Genomic DNA, 17,837 nt, shown 5'->3' on the forward strand with positions numbered 1-17,837 from the left:
TCCTCGGCGAGATTCGTTCGGGTATCGACCTTGTTCGGGAGCACGAGCGCGAGCTCGATGTCGACGGCGAAATTGTCGGCAATCTTCCCGAGGTCGCGGCGTAGCGCATCAGCCTGCTCAGCCTCGAACGGCCCCATCTCGACGGGCGTGATGACGTGACGGGCGGCCCACAGTCCGTTGTAGGCGACGTTATTCGTCATTCCCGGGAGGTCAACCAAGACGACGTCATAGCCGAGCGGGTCGACGTACTCGTCGAGGAACTGTTCGAGACGACTGTAGCGCTCGCGGGCATCGTCGATATTCCCGAGTTCGGCGTCGAGGGTGTCGAGGCCGGGATGGGCCGGGATGAGGTCCGGTCCCTCAGCAGTCGGAACGACGAGATCAGCAAGAGTGTCATCGCCCAGCTTCTCGGCGATCGTGCCCCAGGCGTCGTCGAAGACCGTGCTGATATTCGGCCATGCCTCGTCGGCCTCGATCCGCGCCTGGTAGTCCCCCCAGACGCCGAAGTGCTTCGCGAGATCGCCCTGCTTCCCGGCGAGATCAACGAGCAGGACCTCGTGGCCCAGCTCCTCGAGGGCGACGCCGAGGTGGGCGACGGTCGTCGTCTTCCCGGTACCGCCTTTGTCGAGAAACGCGGCGGCGCGCAGTGTATCGCTCATCGTGGTGTCCTATAGTATCTCCTATAGTGAAGCCTGTAGGCTTAAAACTACGTCAGACACTGGTGCTCTATCCACTATAGCTAATCCTATAGAATATTGGAGTCCTCCTTTTAGTACCGTTCAAGACGTGAGGTGGGAGCAAGGCGTTTCGATCGCCGAGAAAAATTTATACAATCGTATAGACTACGTGGAGGTATGAGCAGTGACCGACAGTCTGTTCCGGTCTCCCTCCCACCGGAACTCGTCGAACGTCTCGACAGACTCGTTGAGGACGGCGTCTTCGGGTCACGATCGGAGGCGCTCCGATACGGCGCTCGGCTCGTCGTTCGTGAAGAGCACCTGGAACGCCTCCACGAACAGGCGGACAGCGAAGCGCGGAAAGACGTCGAAGAGCGGCTGGATCGAAAGCGTGTATCTTGACCTCGACGTCATTCTCGCGGAGCTGAAGGCCGATGACTGGCTGGCGAGTGACGTCGATATCGACTCGATCGAGGAACCGAAGACGTCGGTCGCGACGGGAATCGAACTACAGTACGTGATGGAAGGCGAGTGGGAGCGTGACCGCGTCGTCCGAGCACACCAAGAGATCGCTAGTCAAAATATCGAGCTGGTTCCGCTGACGAGTGACGCCCTGGACGCCGCTGCCGACCTCCGAGCACAGCACGACGCACTGAATGTCTTCGATGGAGTGCATCTTGGCAGTGCGGCTATCCTCGACGAGCCAATCGTCTCGACGGATACGCTGTTCCCCGAGATCCCAGAAATCGAGCATATCGACCCGCGCGATCTCGAATAGGGGACCAGACCGGGACGAAACCGGTCACACTCGTAGGCAGCGCGAAACGAGTGCGAACGCTAGTTTGTGGTGTTATAATTTCCTATAGGAATTGCTATAGCCGGTCAGAGAAACGAGATAGTCGCAGACGAGATTCGGAGCCCAGTTATTTTGTGCCGGTCAGGAGGATTGGGGATATGGATTACCTCGATGCAGTCGTTGAAGCGACAGGTGAACACGATAGCGCACTACGGGAGGTTCTCCAAGAGGACCACGACGAAGAAGAAGTTCGAGAATTTCTCTCTGATGCGATCCGCTCGAAAATCCGTCGCGATTTCGTCGCCTCCCGACTCAAGCAAACCGTGGAGGACACTGCTACAGTCCCGGATTTAGACGATCCACCGGAGCTGCCCGAGAGATCCGATGAGGAGCCTATTCTGGTTCGTAAATACCTCGATCTCTCGAAGTTCGTTTCGTTGCTACAGGACGGGATTTGGTTCAGCCGACTCGACAATTTCGACGATGATTATGAAGGAAGGGTCTCCGATAAGACGGTCCGACATCGATTTGATAAGTGGGAGTACCTCGAATTCGAAGACGACCCACCGCCGTACGATCTGCGACAGATGTACGCGGCAGAAGACGAAATCCTCCGAAAGCAATCCTTTGTGTCCTGTTGGCGGTACGGCGGGGAGGAATCAGCTGTCTTCTGGAACGCCTACATTAATGATGGAAATGGGGTCGCCGTCGAGACAACTCTGAATACCCTTTCCTCAGCAATGGAACGGGCCGACCGGGAGGTCCTGATCGGGAAAGTCAACTACAGAGAATACAAGGGGAGTGACGAGCGGTTCGCAGCAAATGGCGTCGACCGAGTATTCCACAAGCGTATCGCCTTCGGGGATGAGAAAGAGTTGCGCCTCTTAGCGAGACAGGAGCTCAACGATCTGGATCTGGAGGTGAGTGAAACCGGGGATATCGATATGGAACTCGAGGCGGATCCGGGTTTCAATCTAAAAGTCGATCCAGAAGACCTGATCGAGCGCATCATCCTCCCGCCCGATATCAACGATCGTCAGCTGACGCAGGTCGTCCAACTGATGGAGTATCACGACATCACGGCAGAAATCTGGCGGTCGATGTTAGATGTGAGCCCCGGTACGACAGCTCCAATACAGGTGACGGGCGACGATGCTGGGAAGATTGCTCGAGATGATATGAGACACGCTCGACTCGTGGACAAATCCGAGTACTGGTAAATCGAGGAAACCACATACCTGACTGGCAGATAGTGGTCCAGTCTCGACCTCAGAGGCCACTATTGGAAACGCTATAGGAAATTCTATAGGTGGAGATTACTATCCTTCCACACTCAGACCGTCTTCAGCTAAAGACACTCCAAACTCGGAGAGCCGATAGCGGTGGGCAGGGCTTCGGAAGATAACTCGTCCATAGTCATCGCCCTTGTCGATGTCTTCACTCTCTTCAATCGCGTCAACAGCCTGGTTCAGTTTCGCCAGTCGATCCCCCTCACGGAGATGAGGCTCGACATCTTCCGGTGGGATTTCAAATTCTTCTGCCAAGATTGACCGGATCGTTCGACCGGCGCCATCCGCGATAACGACCCTGTCCCCGGGCTGTCCATCATCCATCGGCACAATCCGATCGTCCATGTGGGCCACCATATGGTCGATGAGACGCTCGATTTCCTCGTCAACCGTCTCCTCAACCTCGCCGTTGATGATCTGATCCCGTCGTTCGCTGATGACGTACGTCGACGGACCAGGCGGCTGGAACTCCTCGAGGATATCGAGGTCCACAAGATGGTTCAGCACCGTTCGCGACGAATACTCGAATGCCAGCTGTTCCGCGATTTCGTTTCGAGTCAGCCCCTCGTGATCAGGCCCGATCCCGTCCTCATACAGAGCGGTAGCTACGGAAACCTGGTCACCAACGCTGTGAGTGTTCGCCTTCTGGTCTCGAATGTAGGCAGCAAGCGCATCGCTGCCGGTCAGTTCCTCATCCTCACTCTCATCCCCTGGGCGTGGAGCTTGCGCGTATTTGTCAATTTCATCCGTCGTTTCCAGCCTCTCGTACATATCCTGCAACGTGCCCTCAGCCCCAAGCAACCCCATCTCATCCAATAGGTTGCGACCGACGTCGGTGAGCCCGTAGAAGCGCCATGGCAGATCACGCTTGCGCTGATCCTTCGGAAGCGTTCGCTCCGCCACGATCCCGTGCTCGATCAGCACCTCGAGATGTTCGCGGATGGTACTCTTGCTCTTGCTCGGGTTCACGTAGTCGAGCTCTTTGAGCGTGGGGAGCTGCTGCGGATGAGAGAGAATATTCTGAATCAGGACAAACCGCGTCTCTTGCGTAACGACGTTCAGGCGCTGTCGCTGGTTCTCAACCGTACTGTCGATTGCATCGGTCGTGTCGGGCTGATCCCGATGCGTCGTGTTGTGGGCCATAGTTTTGAGGGACAGCTACAGTCGATTGGGCACCTGCTGTAGCTATCGCTGTGGTGTCGTACTCCCGTCCGTGACAGAGGATGGGAGCAACGAAATACCGGTCTGGGGCAGGGTAGCCGACCAGTATCGATCGGTGCTGGTTGTGTTGCTTGTGTTCACGCTAGCGTATAGTCGCCGGCGCTATAAATGCTTCGGCGGAAACCATATTGGTCTAAACCGTTGTGGTCGAAAGGGTTTTAATTCGGGCGCGCGAACGCGTTGGTAATGCCGGACAGCTCCTCGGAGAGCGACCTCGAGGCCCGAGCTCAACGGCATCACTACCGGTCGTTAACGCCGGAGGAGTACGAGGGCCTCAATCACTTTCGAGCCGACTGGGCAGATATCGCTGCAGAGGCCGATAACCGATTTTTCATATTGGGGAGTTTCGCCGAGGACAACGTCGACCGCGTGAACCAGCTCAAGGACCACATTAACCAAGAGACGGGCGACGACGCCGTCGCCTACCGAATGGACGACTTTCTCCCCGATACCGATCTCGTTCTCCACCCGATTCTCAAATTCAAGCTCATCGCTGACGACTCACACCACATCCTCGGCGTCTGTGAACACGACCAGGGCGGCGCACTCATCGAACACGGACTCCTGATCGAATCGCGGTCGTATATCGACAAAACACATATCCTGAAGCGAACTTACCCACCCGAGCGCGAGAAAGAGCAGTACAGCTGGATGCAGACCTTCGGCGTCTTCGAGATCTTCGAGTACTACGACCAGCTCTACGAGTGGGAAACAGTGCCAGAATACGAACAGCAGATCGAAGACCTCGTTGAGGACCTTCTGTGAGAAAGTCTCGCGGAGTAGCTACTCAGAGACCGGCCCTTTGTACTCCCAGTCGAGACTGTCTCCCTGTCGACGGACAATGTACTTGTAGGGGCCATGCAGTGCGCCAGACTGGCACTTACAGTTGTCTTTGCCACAGCTGACCTTCTTGATCACCACGGTCCCCCCGCTCGATTCCTCGACGGCTTCGATTGACTCACCCTCGCCGGCGTCAATATCTTCGACAGCGACGTCCTGGCGGTACTCAAGGAGATCGTCAATCCAGTCCTGGAGGGCGCGTAAGTCTGCGTCGTCTTGCTTCGGGACGCCCTCGGCGAGATACTGGGGGAGCGAATCGGGAGCCGGCGGTCGAGGGGCCATTGTCTTACCAAACAATAAGAGCTATTGAAGAATAAATGTTTGGTAAGATTTAGGAACTACCTCCCACCGTTTTCGAAGCTATTGATCGAGATGGCGATACGCTCAGCACTTTTGGAGATGTCACGCGAGGCAGACAGCCCCACGCCACGAGTGTTATCAGACGAAATTTATGAAATGGTGGGGGGTAGTCCCCAGAAGAGCAGAGGAGTTCGCCAGGTATCGCCGAAATTGCTGAAACGGTGGGGGGTGTTGGGTAGGCGAACAGGGAGTCGAAAGTCACCCAGCAACAGGACTACGCATTCGGTCGATCAGCACTGATATGCTCGAAATCGATATCCGCGAATCGAGCTGTATCCTTGAGAACTTCGACAGCTATCTCGGTGTCGACCTGGAGCTGGTACTCCCATGCCGGACCACCAATCGAGCCTGCAGTCACCTTTTCACCGTCGGCGATACCCTGCATATCGAGTTCACGGAGATGGTCTTTGAACCGTCGCTGACCGAGTTTGTCGGCATCGATTCGTGAGGCGACACTCTTGTACACGCCGTAGATCGGTTTGGCTCGGACGGGAGCATCCCCCGAAAGTTCCAGGGCAGTGAGCGCGGCAAGGGCAAGATGGGCTTGTGTCGTCATTTCACGCATAGCCTCGACGACGGCTTCTCGCTCAACGAGCGCCTGGGCTTCACGGGCGTGCTCCGCACCAACTTGGTCGTCACCGTGTTTATCCGCCAATTCGCCGGCTTTGCGGAGGTATTTGATCGCTTGACGGGCGTCGCCCGTATCTTGTGCCGAAAGTGCAGCGACGAGTGGTATCACGTCATCGGTCAGTACGCCACTCCGAAACAGATACTCCTGCCCGGATTGGTCGATTTCGACGACAGTTCCCTCCGGATCTCCATCGGCGTCGACTTCGTCGATCGGAGTCAGTTCGGTATCGCGAAACGCCTTCGCTGCCCGCCGGCGGAGGATCTGCTGGAGCTGCGTCGCATCATATGGTGAGAAGAGGACGGAATCGTCGTAGAGCGAACTCTTCACTTTCGGACTGAGATTATCCCGCCACTGGAGGTCGTTACTGATGCCGATGATGCTGGGGAAGACGTGGTCCTCAACGTAATCCTGCGCTCGAGCTCGGGGAAGACTGTAGAGAATCCGGTCGTCGTCTCCGAGCGTATCGATTTCGTCGAGGACGATGATGATCGTGCCACCGATCTCGTTCATCGCCTCGAACATCATGTCCATCACGACGTCGGTCGCGTAACCAGTCGGCCGGCTGTTGCCGGTGAGTTCCTGGTAGATGCGGGAAGCGGCCTTATATGACGTTGAGAGATCATGCGACTCACAGGAGACGTATGCCGTCGTGAGGTCCAGATGATCGGATTCTTCCTTGGCGTGGGCCTGCAGTTCCGAGAGTTTGGCTTTCGCAGCAGCAGTTTTCCCTTGACCGGCCTTCCCGTGGAGAAACACGTTGTTTGCACCGACTCCGCGGGCCGCGGGAGCCAGCGACATATGGAGGTCCTCCATCTCGTCAGTTCGTTCGGGGAGATCGTCGGGATGATATTCCTCACGAAGAACCTCTTCTCGTTGGAAAATAGGCGAGGTATTCGAGAACTGGGTCATATGCGGAACCCTCTGGGCAAGACGTAATAAAACCCCGGTTGCAGGAATGTCCTGAATGTCTTCAACGAGAGGTTCGAAACGAAATAGACGGACCACACCCACACCACCGTTTCAGCAATTCCCGTGGGAAAGGGTGGGGGCGGTTAGTTATGAGGTAAAGACACGATACCGTACGAAAACACGTTGTTCAGCCACTGAAACCTTCATTTCGTCCCGAATGAGGTCTCAGCAGCTACTATTATATATTATAACGTTTTCGTCTAGTAGTAGTAAGTGTAGTAGTAGAAGAGCCACTAGAACGGATTAGACGATAATACCTAACTCGTTTTGAGGCATTTATTACTATAACGCCTTCGCGAGACCTTCTTTGATATTTGGCCCTCTCCCTAATCTAGGTGAATTGCTGAAACGGTGGTGGGGGTCCCGAGATCATTCGTTACTATATTCGAGCTGTCCGGCTATCTAGCTCTCTGAGATCTCTTCGAGGATTATGGCTACCTCCCTGAGACGACCTCTTGATGACGTGCTGGTCTCTAGTCTTCCGAAATAACCATCCTCAGCCCTCCAAATCGAGTGTTGACCACTGTCTTGTCTTAAGTTACACACTCGCTCTAATCCTGGGGGAGATGTTCTTCGGGTTAGAATAATTCCTGAAACACTGGTGGGTGTCCTGTGGATTTGTTGGAGCTCGCTTCCCTCTGGCTCGGAACAGAATTCGTGAACCGATGGTGTCCCCGTGCTTGAGGTTCGTCATTCTGATCGACACTCACGCCAAATTGGTGAAACAGTGGTGGGTGTGTCTCCCATCTCAATTACTCAGCCTCTTACCAAATATAATGAACAGAATAGACGCGGATTGTTAGGTAAGATAACGAGGCTGAGATTGGATTGGACATCTCATGATCAATCTTTAGCAGATCGACCCGGCATCAGGATTCCATCGACCCGAGTCTCTCCCGGTCGACGTTGATTCGGAGACGATACTCACTGTCATAGCGTCCCTGCTCGCCTCGGGTTGGGTCGAGCAGCGAGTACCCACTCGTGAATGACTTGAGGAGCGTCTCACGCGTCGGGAGGTCGATACCCAGCTCGTCTGCTAGGTAGACGATCCGCTTGGTCGCAGCGCCGTTGTCGAGTCGCTGGAGGTACTCACCGACCGTCGCCCACGAACAGTCCCGATCGTCCGCGGCGACCATCGCCTGTGCGAGTTCGCGGATGCCACCACAGAATTCGGGATGGTCGGCACAGTCAACCAGCGTCTTTTCCACGTCTGCGACGTTCACGGTGGTGCCCTCGATGGACGTCGGCTCGTTACCGAAGAATTTGCGCTCGGTGACCGTCACGACGCGATAGGGGACGCCGTGGATCTCCCGACTCTGGGCTCGTGTCGGGGTGACGACGTACACCGTCCGAGGGACTTGTTCGGTCAACCCGTGATGGCTGAGAGCACTGTAGTAGCCGACGTACATCGGATCGGCGACGTGCGAGGCGATGAGATACTCGTGCGTCGTATACAGACCCTCTTCACCGGCCGCGAGCGGGATGATGAGGTATCGACCGGGGAACAGTCGGTCCAGCCATCCTTTCTCAGTGAGCCGGGAGGCGATCTCTCGGGCGGTGTTCGGGGCGACCTCTAGGGTCGTCTCGATGTCGTCGACGGAGATGATCTGGTTGCCCGCGCCGGCGAGTCGTGAGAGAAGTCGGCTCTCACGGGTGGACAGTCCTTGTCGTATATTTTGCGTGTCTTGTGAGTCGTTCATCCCTGCACTTTAGACATAGACTATGAAAACGAGCGGGGCTTCAACATTGCTCATCCGCAATTTGGCTGGATAGAAGGCTTTCGCAGAAGAAGAATCTGAGACAGTCAGTACTGCTCGACGTCGATAACTTGTTTCGTCTCCCCATAAGCGAGATCCCCATTCCCGGAGACGACTGGCGCGTCTTACTTTGGTGTCTGGCTCAACGGGCAGAAGCCGGACTGAGATGACCTGTAGGCCGATGGGGCTTCAGTCAGAACGTCATTCTATTCGTTCGAGCATGGATCTCGTCTTCACGGCGCTTCTACAGAGGATGATTTAATTACGCACAGCGAACCATTACACAAGCAAAATGTCAAATTCAACTGACCCTGCTGCCGTGGCTCGCGATATTGAAACCGGTGACAAGGTACGATTCCATTTTGACGGGAGCTTCAGTACGCACCAGTATCAACCAAGCTCTCCGTTTGAAACTGAAGTCTCGCTATCGTTGTCTCTCCCTGACAGCGAAACAGAGAACCCGACGACTCGAATTGATGTTCAACCACCAGCTGGCGACCAGAAAGCTGACACCTACTTTTTTGAGCTTATCACACCCGCTACCAAGGATTCATTCGTCACTCCGCTCCGAGCGGAAAAGAAGGAAGACGGGCACAAATCTGAGTGGGGAATCAACGGCATCGAGCGGCTTGAGAACCTCTCCCAGCCATAATCCTGTTGCTCAATCCTTGGGCTGACGAGGTTCTCTCGATATCTTACCAAATCTTGGGGACAAAATAGCACAAATTGTTTGGTAAGAGCAGGAAGCGTTGGTTTATCGGATTACCATCTCAATCAGTCGATAATGGACGTGAATGAGGACCCTCCCTTTGTGAATTCTCCTGAACATCTCGACCCCTCTGAAGTCCATCGCCAAGATGAGAAACTCCAACGCGGGAATCACTCCCTCGCCCACTCCGACCACGATGAGATTCTCTCTTCTCTCCTTCAGACGATTCGCACGAATGGGACTCGCCGGACGCTAACACAGTTCTATGTCCACAATCTCCTTCGGATGAGTCTATTGCGGCACGGAGATCAAAGTCGCGCAACATCGAACCCGACTGGCCTAGAGCTCTCACCGGAGCAAGATCCTGGTCTCCCACCACGACTCGTCCAGTTCGGCGTCGGAATTACCCTCGAGACGGATACTGAAACGACCGATCCACAGTCGTTCGAGCAGATTGCGACATATCTCCTCGAACTCAAGAACTGGTACGCTCGGCAGGGTAGCTCACACCTTCCGCTCGACTCACCGATGGCGGATCCGTACTTCGGGATGGTGTGGCGTGAACTCACGACCCTGCGTCACGCAGATGGTTTTCAGATGCTCGAAAAAGCGTACCGGGCATACAAACCCTGGGAGCAGGAGATGGAGGAACTTCTCGGCTTTTCCATTGAGGATGCCGTCTACTATACCCGTGAACTCACGGACTGGATTACACCGAGATTAGAGGGACAGGATACGGAGGTCGCGAGGTGGTCGCCGTCACTGCTAGATTTCTCTCAGAAAGCGATTGAACTCACGGACGAGGCAGTTTGGGTGTCCGAAGAGACTCTTGTGGACTGGTGCGACGACAGCCCACGTTTCCAGAACTTCCTCGAACGGCTGGTCGTCGAACCGGGCACTGCTTCCGGATTTCGCACGCCGGTAGATGTGAATCCACTAGAGCGAGCGCCGTTCATTCGAACTGGTGATGAGTTCCTGCTTCCGCTTCCCCGTACCGTTCTCTATGCTCTCGCCAACACCTTCTACTACGATTTGATCGATTCGGAGTACCAGGGCGAATTTCAGCTACGGTTCGGTGATTGGCTCGAGGAGTGGACTGGGGACTGTCTCTCGAAGGTCTTCTCGAAAGACGATATCATCCGGAACTACACCTATGAGTACGACGGTGAGGAAGTAGAGGGTGATATACTGATCCTCCACGACGATGAACCCATCATAATCGAATGTAAGGGGAAGAAGCTCCGCGCTGAGACTCGGAAAGGAAACTTCGGGGGCATCGACGCGATCAAGGAAGACATCGAACGAGGGATCGGAGACGCGTACCACCAGGCTGATCGGCTGGTGACGGGCGTTCAATCCGGCCAGATTACTGAGATCGAAACGTCGGATGGGACGACGATCTGCTTGGAACCCTCCACTCTTGAGGATGCACATCGGTGGCTTGTACTTGGAGAATCGTATGGGTCAATCGCGACTCGTGACTTCGCGAAAATACTCGATATTACGCCTGTTCCGTACGTCTGCGATATCTATGACCTGCAGGTACTTGCCGAGGTCCTTGAGTCCCCGGAGCGACTTCTCCACTACGTCCGGCAACGAACTCGTCAAACGACGGTTCAACTCCGGCGTCCGGGTACTCAGTACGTGAACTCGAAAACGTTCAGTTCTGATGAGATCGACTACCTAGCCGTCTACAAGCGCAACGGCTGGGAGTTCCCGCCGGGGGCTCAACGCATCACTGGGGCTGGAGATAACCTTCGAGAAGATGCCATCGATTCGATAATGGATAGCGGGGAGTTTCAATTCACATTCTAATTGCTTGGCCTCGACGATCTGGTGTTGGGTGTGTCTTACCAAACTACTGTTCAGTACTCGCCGCTAATGTTTGGTAAGAAACGGGTGGATTTCCAGGAGAAGCCTTGGAAATGGTGGAGGTAGCAAAGCATCTGGAACACCGGAATGGTCGTATCAAGGGCTCTCTTACGTACTCACACAAACCCATACAAACCCACGAAAAATATAAATGCTCATAGAGCATGGTGATGGGTACGAGGGGATACAAAGGGTGAATATCGTAATAGACGTGCCCGATTCACTCGTCGGCCGGATGAAACGCGCTGTCGCTGCGGGCAACTACGATGACCCACAGGAGTTCGTTCGGACGGCGATCGAGAATCAAATCCAGCTCGAAGAGGAGGAGACTTCCCAGGAGGTCAAATCACTCGACGAAGCCCTCAATTCTGTAGAGCCAGAGTCCGAAATAGAAGCATCGCCTGAGGAGACCCAGCCCGACGATTCGGCTCACGAACAGGCGCAAGAGCGCCAGTCCGACGATGCTGCGCCGGCTGATCGGACGAACGAGACAACGCTGTCGCTGGCTCGACGCCAGTACGACGACATTCCGACAGTCGCACCGCCCGACGAGTCGCGGTTGGACAAAGGTCCTCTCTGGGGACAGTACAATCGTATTTTCCCCGTCAAGCTGGTCGTTCGGGGATTAGCGAATGCTTTGCTGGACTCGTCCGAGGAGGGGCCCCCCGACGGTCCGTGGCTTGATCTCCAGCCGTTTCAGCGACGCGCCGCGAGGACGGCTCGGAAGATCGGGACTGAAATCGCAACTCACGATGAGCGAGCAGGGCGCAAACGAGGTGAGAAGCTTGCTGCCGCGTTGCCCACGGGCGATGATCCCGACAAATCGATGGATCGATTCGAGACGCATTTCATCGGACGCGTCGAGCACGACGATGAATTAACTGGGGCACTACCGCACCTGTCCTTCGTCGACATCGTTCGAGAAAGCCCCCAGCAGATCGGGCTCACGGACGCTGGCCAGGAATTTGCAAGCCTCTCGAACCCACTTCTCGACGACGGCGTCGACGCCGACACGTCCCTCTCACAGAAGGAGCGACAGTTCTACATCTCGCATGTACGGGATGTGCGAGAAGAAGAATACACGGCGATGCAAAAGGTCGCTCAAGCAATCGAAGAGGGCGATAACCGGCCAACGTCGCTGACCGAGCGGGTAGCTTATCTGAATCCGGAGTGGTCGAATTCGCAGGCTGAGACGATTCGCTCTGGCCTCACGAGTCGAATGTACGAGCTGGGGCTGGTCGACCGGAGCCAAGTCGGTCAGCGGGGTATTGCTTATGAACTAACAGCTGCTGGCGAGACGTTCCGATCCAACGACACAGAATCCACACAACCTCATTAGACTAACACCAATGGCCGATAACGAGACATCCACCCCCGAATCGACGATCGACGCGCTGAGTCCTGGTGATGAGTGGCCGTTCCACTATCGTGGCTACGGGCTGAGCATAAACCAGGACGGCGACATCTGGTGGCAGGCGTATAACGGAACCGACCGTTTCGACCTGGAGCCGGTACCATCCGGCCTCGTCACTGAGTTGCTTGAGCTGAAACGGAGCGGTGGCGCTCTCCGTGTTACCGAAGGCGGAGCCGTTATCACGCGAATCGAGACCGGAGACGGCAGTTCAGACGCGTACAAGACCGTGTACGTCGGTCAAATGGACCTCGACGGCCGGCTCGTCCCCCGTGATGAGCCGGGGCACGCCGTCCCGATCAGTCCGAACGGACTCGATCCCGGTGACCTCTGGAAGAGCGTCTATGATGGAGCGACGTACTCGTTCAGTGGCGAGCGGTTCTGGTGGCAGGACGGCGAAACGAAGCTTCGGCACTCATTTGCCGATACGTTGCCCAGAGAGATCACCGACGAGCTGAAACGGCTTCGGATGAACGGCGGTCGGTTCGTGATCACGCCCTGTGGTGACGTCGTCACGCAGATCCCCAACGAGAAAACGCCTCCCGATATCCGAGCGCAATTCCGGGACCTGTCTCGCCCGGTGAAACGGTTCCTCCAGCTTCGGCGCGACCGCGGCAACGTCGATATGGTCCCCGTCTACGTTGGCCATCTCTCCGCTGACGAGCGGCCGATCGAAGTCGAGGAGCCGACCCGGCTGACCGATCCGCTCTCTGAGCAAGAGGAAGCCTCGTTAGAGGCCTGGGTCGCCGCGATGGGGTCCTACGAAGAGAGCGATCTCTCAGAAGACGACCACCGCCGCGATGATCGAGGAGAGGGGTCACGATGAGTGCCGACGGAAATGGGGTTCTCCGGGAGGAACCGACCCAGGTTCCAACCATCAATCGTCGGCAGCTGACGGTTGAACCCGGGCATCCGTGGCCCTCCGCATACCGCGGTTCGAAATACAGTATCGTTTCGTCCCGGAAGTTCGGTGATGTGGCCCAGTGGAGCCATATGGGTGATATCCAGGCGATGACTGAACTTCCTCGAGGTCTCCAGTCTGCGATAGCCTCTCTCGGGAAAACGAACGGGTACGGCAGTTTCCGGCTAACTGCATCCGGAGAAGTACTCACAAAAGTTCCCGCAACCCAGTACCAACGAGTCGACCAAGCCCGGGCCAACCGAGGGCACATTCCAGTTTATGTCGGCCAACTCAATGGGGACTTCGACTTCAAAGAGTTCTCCAATAATCCCTCGCCGCCAAGTACTGCTGGAGACGTGAGCGTTTGGACTGGTATTCCGTTTCGTACTCACGGAGAAGTGTGGTCGGTCTGTACTGATGATGTGCTTCGGTGGAGATGGCAGGACTACGAATTTGAATCCGCTTTCGACCACCCTGAACTCGTTACGACGTATAAATCACTTCGTCCTGAGGGCGGTATCATTTATATTAACGAACATGGTCACGTTTGGGGGAATATCGATCGAGACACCGTTCCGTCGGGTGAACAGAGCCGCATCCGCGACGCGTTCAATGAGTGGAAACGAACAGCATCGAACGCTCAACAGCGCCTGGTGACACGCCGGCTAAATCGTACAGAGAGTGAAGCAGCCCCTAATGGTCTCCTCCCCGTGTATCTCGGTCATATCTCACAGTTCGACGGAGGGGTCGTTCCGAAACCAGTGGTCACTGACAACAGCTACTTCGGAGACAGTGCGATGGACCCAGATCAGTAGCGCACCTCAAATAATGACTGCCGACTAATATCATGGGACGGCGTTTTCCAACACCGATCTTCGGGATTGAACGCGGACCGGAATGGGTGCCGACACTGGTAGAGATCGCTATCGAGAACGACGACGAACTCACTCGAGATCAGTTCGAGGAGCGCTGTCGTGAGCGCTTGCGCAAACCCGACGGCAGCCGGTATTCGCCGAGTTACATCGAACGAACGCTTTCGACGTTCATCCAGATGGGAGTCCTCAGAGAACGCGACGATAAGATCACTGTCTGGGAGTTCGCGCGCCGGTTCCACGACAGCGACATCGAGTATACGGAGCTCCTCTGGCGTGGCATCAAACAGAGCTGGGTTCTCCAAGGCAATTATCCAGAAGGAATTGAGGGGCTCCGGGATGCGCATTACGTCGTTCGACACGCTGATCGGCCATTACAAGCGGGCGAGATTCGTGAACGGCTGACCGACAACTTCGGATACGAGTACAACGATGCTGGGATTCGCGGCTATCCGGAACTGTTGACCCAGCTCGGTGCGCTCCGAGAAACCGACGACGGCTACGTTCCTGGCCCCAGATCGAGCACTTACGAGAGTCGGTGGCGGGATGTCGACATCTTCCACAACCTCGAACGGTGGATCCATCATCGTGGTCCGACATTCGATGTCCCTGCTGCAGACATCAAACAGGCGCTCGTAAAGTACTACATGTACCGGGAATCCGGGGGGTGGGGACGACACCGCAGCCTGTACAACCGCTTCCTCGACGATTATGTTCGTGAGACCTCGCGAGAGAGCGACGTGGCTCATCCCCAGATTCATCTGTCCGAAGCATACCAGGAGGATGAACGGGATCGGAAGAGTATAAGAAAGCAGATCAAAGCGAAATTCGATGATATCGACGGCCGCGATCTCGCCGGACTCTATGCCGAGACACTCGAGGACATCCTCGCTGCCGAGACCGAGGCGGAAGCCAAGGACCTCCTCTCAGCGGCGAGCCCTGGGATCTCCCGCCGGGACGTCAGAAATGCGTTTGACGAGGAGAGAGAACCGTACACGTTCCCTGCTGGATTTTCGCTCTACGACTGGCAGTCTGAGGCGATTCACGCGTGGTTCGACAACGAGGCCAGCCCATCTGAACGCGGTATCGCGCAGGTGGTGACGGGGGCCGGTAAAACGGTGATGGCGCTTGGTGCCATCGACGAGTGGCTGGACAAGCATCCCGACGGCGTCGTCACGGTTGTTGTGCCGACGAAGGTGTTGATGCACCAGTGGCTCCGCGAGTTCCTCGAGAAATTGAACGTCCCTCCGTCGGAGATCGGCTGGGCGGGAGGAGGCCACAAAGACGATCATAGTGACCGTCGCATCATCGTGAGCATCGTCAACTCCGCTGTCAAGGACGATTTCTTGGCCCAGTCGCTCGACGCTGCCGATACTGATGAGCACCTCTTGGTCGCCGATGAGTGCCACCGGTATACGGGAGACGTCCACTCGAAAGTCCTCGAATATTCCAACACTGCGACGATGGGGCTGTCTGCGACACCGCTGTCGACGATCGATCCGGAGAACGACGAACTCACCGACGACGACGAGTTCCTCCTCGAGAACTTGGGCTCGCTTTTCTACAGGCTGAGTTACGACGAGGGGGTTGACCGCGGCCTCATCTCCGAGTTCACCATCAACTACGTCGGCTTCGAGCTAACGCCGGCCGAACGTCACACCTACGAACAGTTCTCGAAGAAGGTGTCATCCGCTGTTCGGGATATCGAAGCGCGCCACGGCCACCGACTCGCCGAATTGCGGGGAAACTATTCACAGAATCTGCAGACGATTCGCGAGTCGACGGACTCGGCGACGCCGGCGATTGCCGACTTCTTCGAGTACACGAAACGGCGGCGTGAGCTGATCGCCGAGGCGGTCTCCCGACAAGCGATCACGCACCGCCTCCTCGAAGACGCAATCGAAGAGGACAAGAAGACGATCGTATTCCAGGAACGAATCAAACACTTGGAGCAGATGGTTGCCCCATACGATCAGCGGGATGAGAAGACCCAAACGGGCAAGTATGGCTCGAAGGAGAGCGAACGGGCGAGTCTCTACCAGCAGTACGAGGACGAACTCGACGATATCAATCGCGACCTCGAAAACCTGTTTTTCCGTCGCGATTACGCACCCGTGATGTACCACTCCGGGCACCGCAATTCGGAGTGGAACGAGTGGGGAATCGAATGGTTCCGGGACGAAGGGTTTGCGAACGTGATGCTGAGCGTCCAGGCTCTCAAGGAAGGGGTTGACGTCCCCTCGGCAGACGTCGGGATCATTCGCGTCTCGTCTGGAAACGTCCGTGATCGCATCCAGACCCTCGGGCGCATCCTGCGAACCGGACACGATCCGGACAAGCCCTCGACGCTGTACGTGCTCTATGCCCAGGATACAGTTGACGAACGAATCTTCGAGGAAGTCGACTGGGAAGCCGAAATCGGCGGTACCCATCACTACTACAAGTGGGAGACCAGCGACGAAATCATCAAAGGCGAACTGGAGGGGCCTTCGAAAGAACACGAACCGGACGTCTCTGTGTATCAGCAACCGGAGATCCCCGATCCGTCCGACCTCGAACGTGGGGATCCATATGAGGGGCCTCGCCGTGGACGGACTGTTAGCGTCGATACGCAGGGGCGCCCGTTTCGTGACACAACCGATGGCCGTCAGTATATCACGACACCGGAAGTCGAAGAAGTGGCTGAGTACGTCCACCGCCTCCGCGGTGGCGGTCGCATCATCATCAATGATGCCGACCACATGATCACCGTCACCGATGAGGGGCCGGTCTTTCTGGGAATTCTCGAAGCCGACTCGCTTGACTACGAAGAACAGACGGAGGACGAGGAGGTCCCCGAAACCTTCGAGGAATTCATGAATGAGGGGGATTGATTCGTTTCAGTCTCGGCGTCTCACTCGGGTTTCTCAATCGTACCGGTGAATTCGTTCGTACGAGCGTCATCAGTCGGACTTTTCCCCTGGTGCGGTCTACGACGAGGTAGTGACGGAACTTGAGGTCGCCAACGTCGTCGGGATGATCACCTACCAGCAGGAACTCGACCTCGCGGCGCTTGCTGAGACGTTCGACGAGCGGGACGAAATCACGGATGTCACCTACGAACCGGCCGACAACCACTGGTTACAGACGCGCTTTGCCCCCGACGACACATACGTCGCCTTTTATCGGACCGGACTTTGGTGTGGCTTACCGAGAGCGGGTCAGAAAAAATTGGAGAGGATTGAGAACTCAGCCGACAGTCGCTAGCACCCTGACATCTGTGTCCGAGTGTTGTTCTCGCTGAGTTCGAGCTCCCCGTTCTTGCAGGAAGTCCTCGATCTTATCGGCCAGCGTATCGGCATCCTCTCTATCGACGTGTACGATCAGCGTTGGCCGGTCTGGATCGTTGTTGTCGATGACAAGCGATACGTCTTTGAATTCGTCCGGCTGTCTGTACGCCTCGAATTCCTCGGCGACCTGGTCGGCCAGGTCATCGAGAATATCCACTGGGTCTGAGGTCATATTTGGGTGAGGGGCGCTTTGAAGACGATCA

Annotated in this window: 17 protein-coding genes; 11 read left to right on the top strand and 6 right to left on the bottom strand. The window is 56.1% G+C overall.

Features of this window, described 5'->3' with window-relative positions; genetic code table 11:
• Positions 1-659 (bottom strand): ParA family protein (locus tag NDI79_RS22980; RefSeq protein ID WP_310930953.1); only part of this gene is annotated, 659 nt, incomplete at its 3' end.
• A 195-nt stretch (positions 660-854) separates the two neighbouring features.
• On the opposite strand from NDI79_RS22980, the gene NDI79_RS23735 reads away from it, so the two are divergent.
• From NDI79_RS23735 to NDI79_RS22990, 3 genes are all read left to right on the top strand, one after another.
• A complete protein-coding gene (locus tag NDI79_RS23735; protein ID WP_425499664.1) occupies positions 855-1,079 on the top strand; it encodes a ribbon-helix-helix domain-containing protein in 225 nt (74 codons plus the stop codon).
• Positions 1,069-1,455 carry a PIN domain-containing protein gene (locus NDI79_RS22985; protein WP_425499665.1) on the top strand — a complete coding sequence of 129 codons (387 nt, stop codon included), beginning with the start codon at positions 1,069-1,071 and terminating at the stop codon, positions 1,453-1,455. The genes NDI79_RS23735 and NDI79_RS22985 overlap by 11 nt, the downstream gene beginning before the upstream one ends.
• A 176-nt stretch (positions 1,456-1,631) precedes the next feature.
• The gene (locus NDI79_RS22990; protein WP_310930955.1) at positions 1,632-2,693 is read left to right on the top strand and encodes a hypothetical protein; all 1,062 of its coding nucleotides are present in this window, start codon (positions 1,632-1,634) and stop codon (positions 2,691-2,693) included.
• Between the two features lie 99 nt (positions 2,694-2,792).
• Here the strand turns inward: NDI79_RS22990 and NDI79_RS22995 are convergent, their stop codons facing one another.
• Positions 2,793-3,905, bottom strand: coding sequence for a hypothetical protein (locus NDI79_RS22995; RefSeq protein WP_310930956.1), 1,113 nt, complete (start codon positions 3,903-3,905; stop codon positions 2,793-2,795).
• Between the two features lie 264 nt (positions 3,906-4,169).
• Between NDI79_RS22995 and NDI79_RS23000 the strand changes: the two genes are divergently transcribed.
• Positions 4,170-4,748: a DUF8170 family protein gene (locus NDI79_RS23000; RefSeq protein ID WP_310930957.1), complete on the top strand. Its 579-nt coding sequence runs from the start codon at positions 4,170-4,172 to the stop codon at positions 4,746-4,748.
• Positions 4,749-4,766: 18 nt separating this feature from the next.
• Here NDI79_RS23000 and NDI79_RS23005 read toward each other — a convergent pair whose 3' ends face one another.
• The 3 genes from NDI79_RS23005 to NDI79_RS23015 all read right to left on the bottom strand — a co-directional run bounded on the left by NDI79_RS23005 (position 4,767) and on the right by NDI79_RS23015 (position 8,483).
• Positions 4,767-5,105 carry a DUF6788 family protein gene (locus NDI79_RS23005; RefSeq protein ID WP_310930958.1) on the bottom strand — a complete coding sequence of 113 codons (339 nt, stop codon included), beginning with the start codon at positions 5,103-5,105 and terminating at the stop codon, positions 4,767-4,769.
• Positions 5,106-5,397: 292 nt separating this feature from the next.
• On the bottom strand, positions 5,398-6,723 hold the full coding sequence (locus NDI79_RS23010) for a Cdc6/Cdc18 family protein (protein WP_310930959.1): 1,326 nt from the start codon (positions 6,721-6,723) through the stop codon (positions 5,398-5,400).
• Positions 6,724-7,652: 929 nt separating this feature from the next.
• Positions 7,653-8,483 carry a type IV toxin-antitoxin system AbiEi family antitoxin domain-containing protein gene (locus tag NDI79_RS23015; protein WP_310930960.1) on the bottom strand — a complete coding sequence of 277 codons (831 nt, stop codon included), beginning with the start codon at positions 8,481-8,483 and terminating at the stop codon, positions 7,653-7,655.
• A 349-nt stretch (positions 8,484-8,832) separates the two neighbouring features.
• On the opposite strand from NDI79_RS23015, the gene NDI79_RS23020 reads away from it, so the two are divergent.
• From NDI79_RS23020 to NDI79_RS23050, 7 genes are all read left to right on the top strand, one after another.
• Positions 8,833-9,192, top strand: a complete 360-nt coding sequence (locus NDI79_RS23020) for a hypothetical protein (RefSeq protein ID WP_222609052.1) — start codon at positions 8,833-8,835, stop codon at positions 9,190-9,192.
• A 132-nt stretch (positions 9,193-9,324) separates the two neighbouring features.
• Positions 9,325-11,064, top strand: a complete 1,740-nt coding sequence (locus tag NDI79_RS23025; protein WP_310930962.1) for a hypothetical protein — start codon at positions 9,325-9,327, stop codon at positions 11,062-11,064.
• A gap of 208 nt (positions 11,065-11,272) precedes the next feature.
• A complete protein-coding gene (locus NDI79_RS23030) occupies positions 11,273-12,460 on the top strand; it encodes a hypothetical protein (RefSeq protein WP_310930963.1) in 1,188 nt (395 codons plus the stop codon).
• A 10-nt stretch (positions 12,461-12,470) separates the two neighbouring features.
• Positions 12,471-13,358, top strand: a complete 888-nt coding sequence (locus NDI79_RS23035; RefSeq protein ID WP_310930964.1) for a hypothetical protein — start codon at positions 12,471-12,473, stop codon at positions 13,356-13,358.
• Positions 13,355-14,248, top strand: coding sequence for a hypothetical protein (locus NDI79_RS23040; protein ID WP_310930965.1), 894 nt, complete (start codon positions 13,355-13,357; stop codon positions 14,246-14,248). The genes NDI79_RS23035 and NDI79_RS23040 overlap by 4 nt, the downstream gene beginning before the upstream one ends.
• Before the next feature lie 86 nt (positions 14,249-14,334).
• On the top strand, positions 14,335-17,178 hold the full coding sequence (locus NDI79_RS23045; RefSeq protein WP_310930966.1) for a DEAD/DEAH box helicase: 2,844 nt from the start codon (positions 14,335-14,337) through the stop codon (positions 17,176-17,178).
• Between the two features lie 109 nt (positions 17,179-17,287).
• Complete coding sequence (locus NDI79_RS23050; protein ID WP_310930967.1) at positions 17,288-17,551, top strand: hypothetical protein; 264 nt, start codon at positions 17,288-17,290, stop codon at positions 17,549-17,551.
• On the opposite strand, the gene NDI79_RS23055 is transcribed toward NDI79_RS23050, so the two are convergent.
• The gene (locus NDI79_RS23055) at positions 17,534-17,806 is read right to left on the bottom strand and encodes a hypothetical protein (protein ID WP_310930968.1); all 273 of its coding nucleotides are present in this window, start codon (positions 17,804-17,806) and stop codon (positions 17,534-17,536) included. The genes NDI79_RS23050 and NDI79_RS23055 overlap by 18 nt on opposite strands.
• Positions 17,807-17,837 lie beyond the last annotated feature (31 nt).

The sequence above is a fragment of the Halogeometricum sp. S3BR5-2 genome (genome assembly GCF_031624635.1).
GTDB classification, from domain to species: Archaea; Halobacteriota; Halobacteria; order Halobacteriales; family Haloferacaceae; genus Halogeometricum; species Halogeometricum luteum.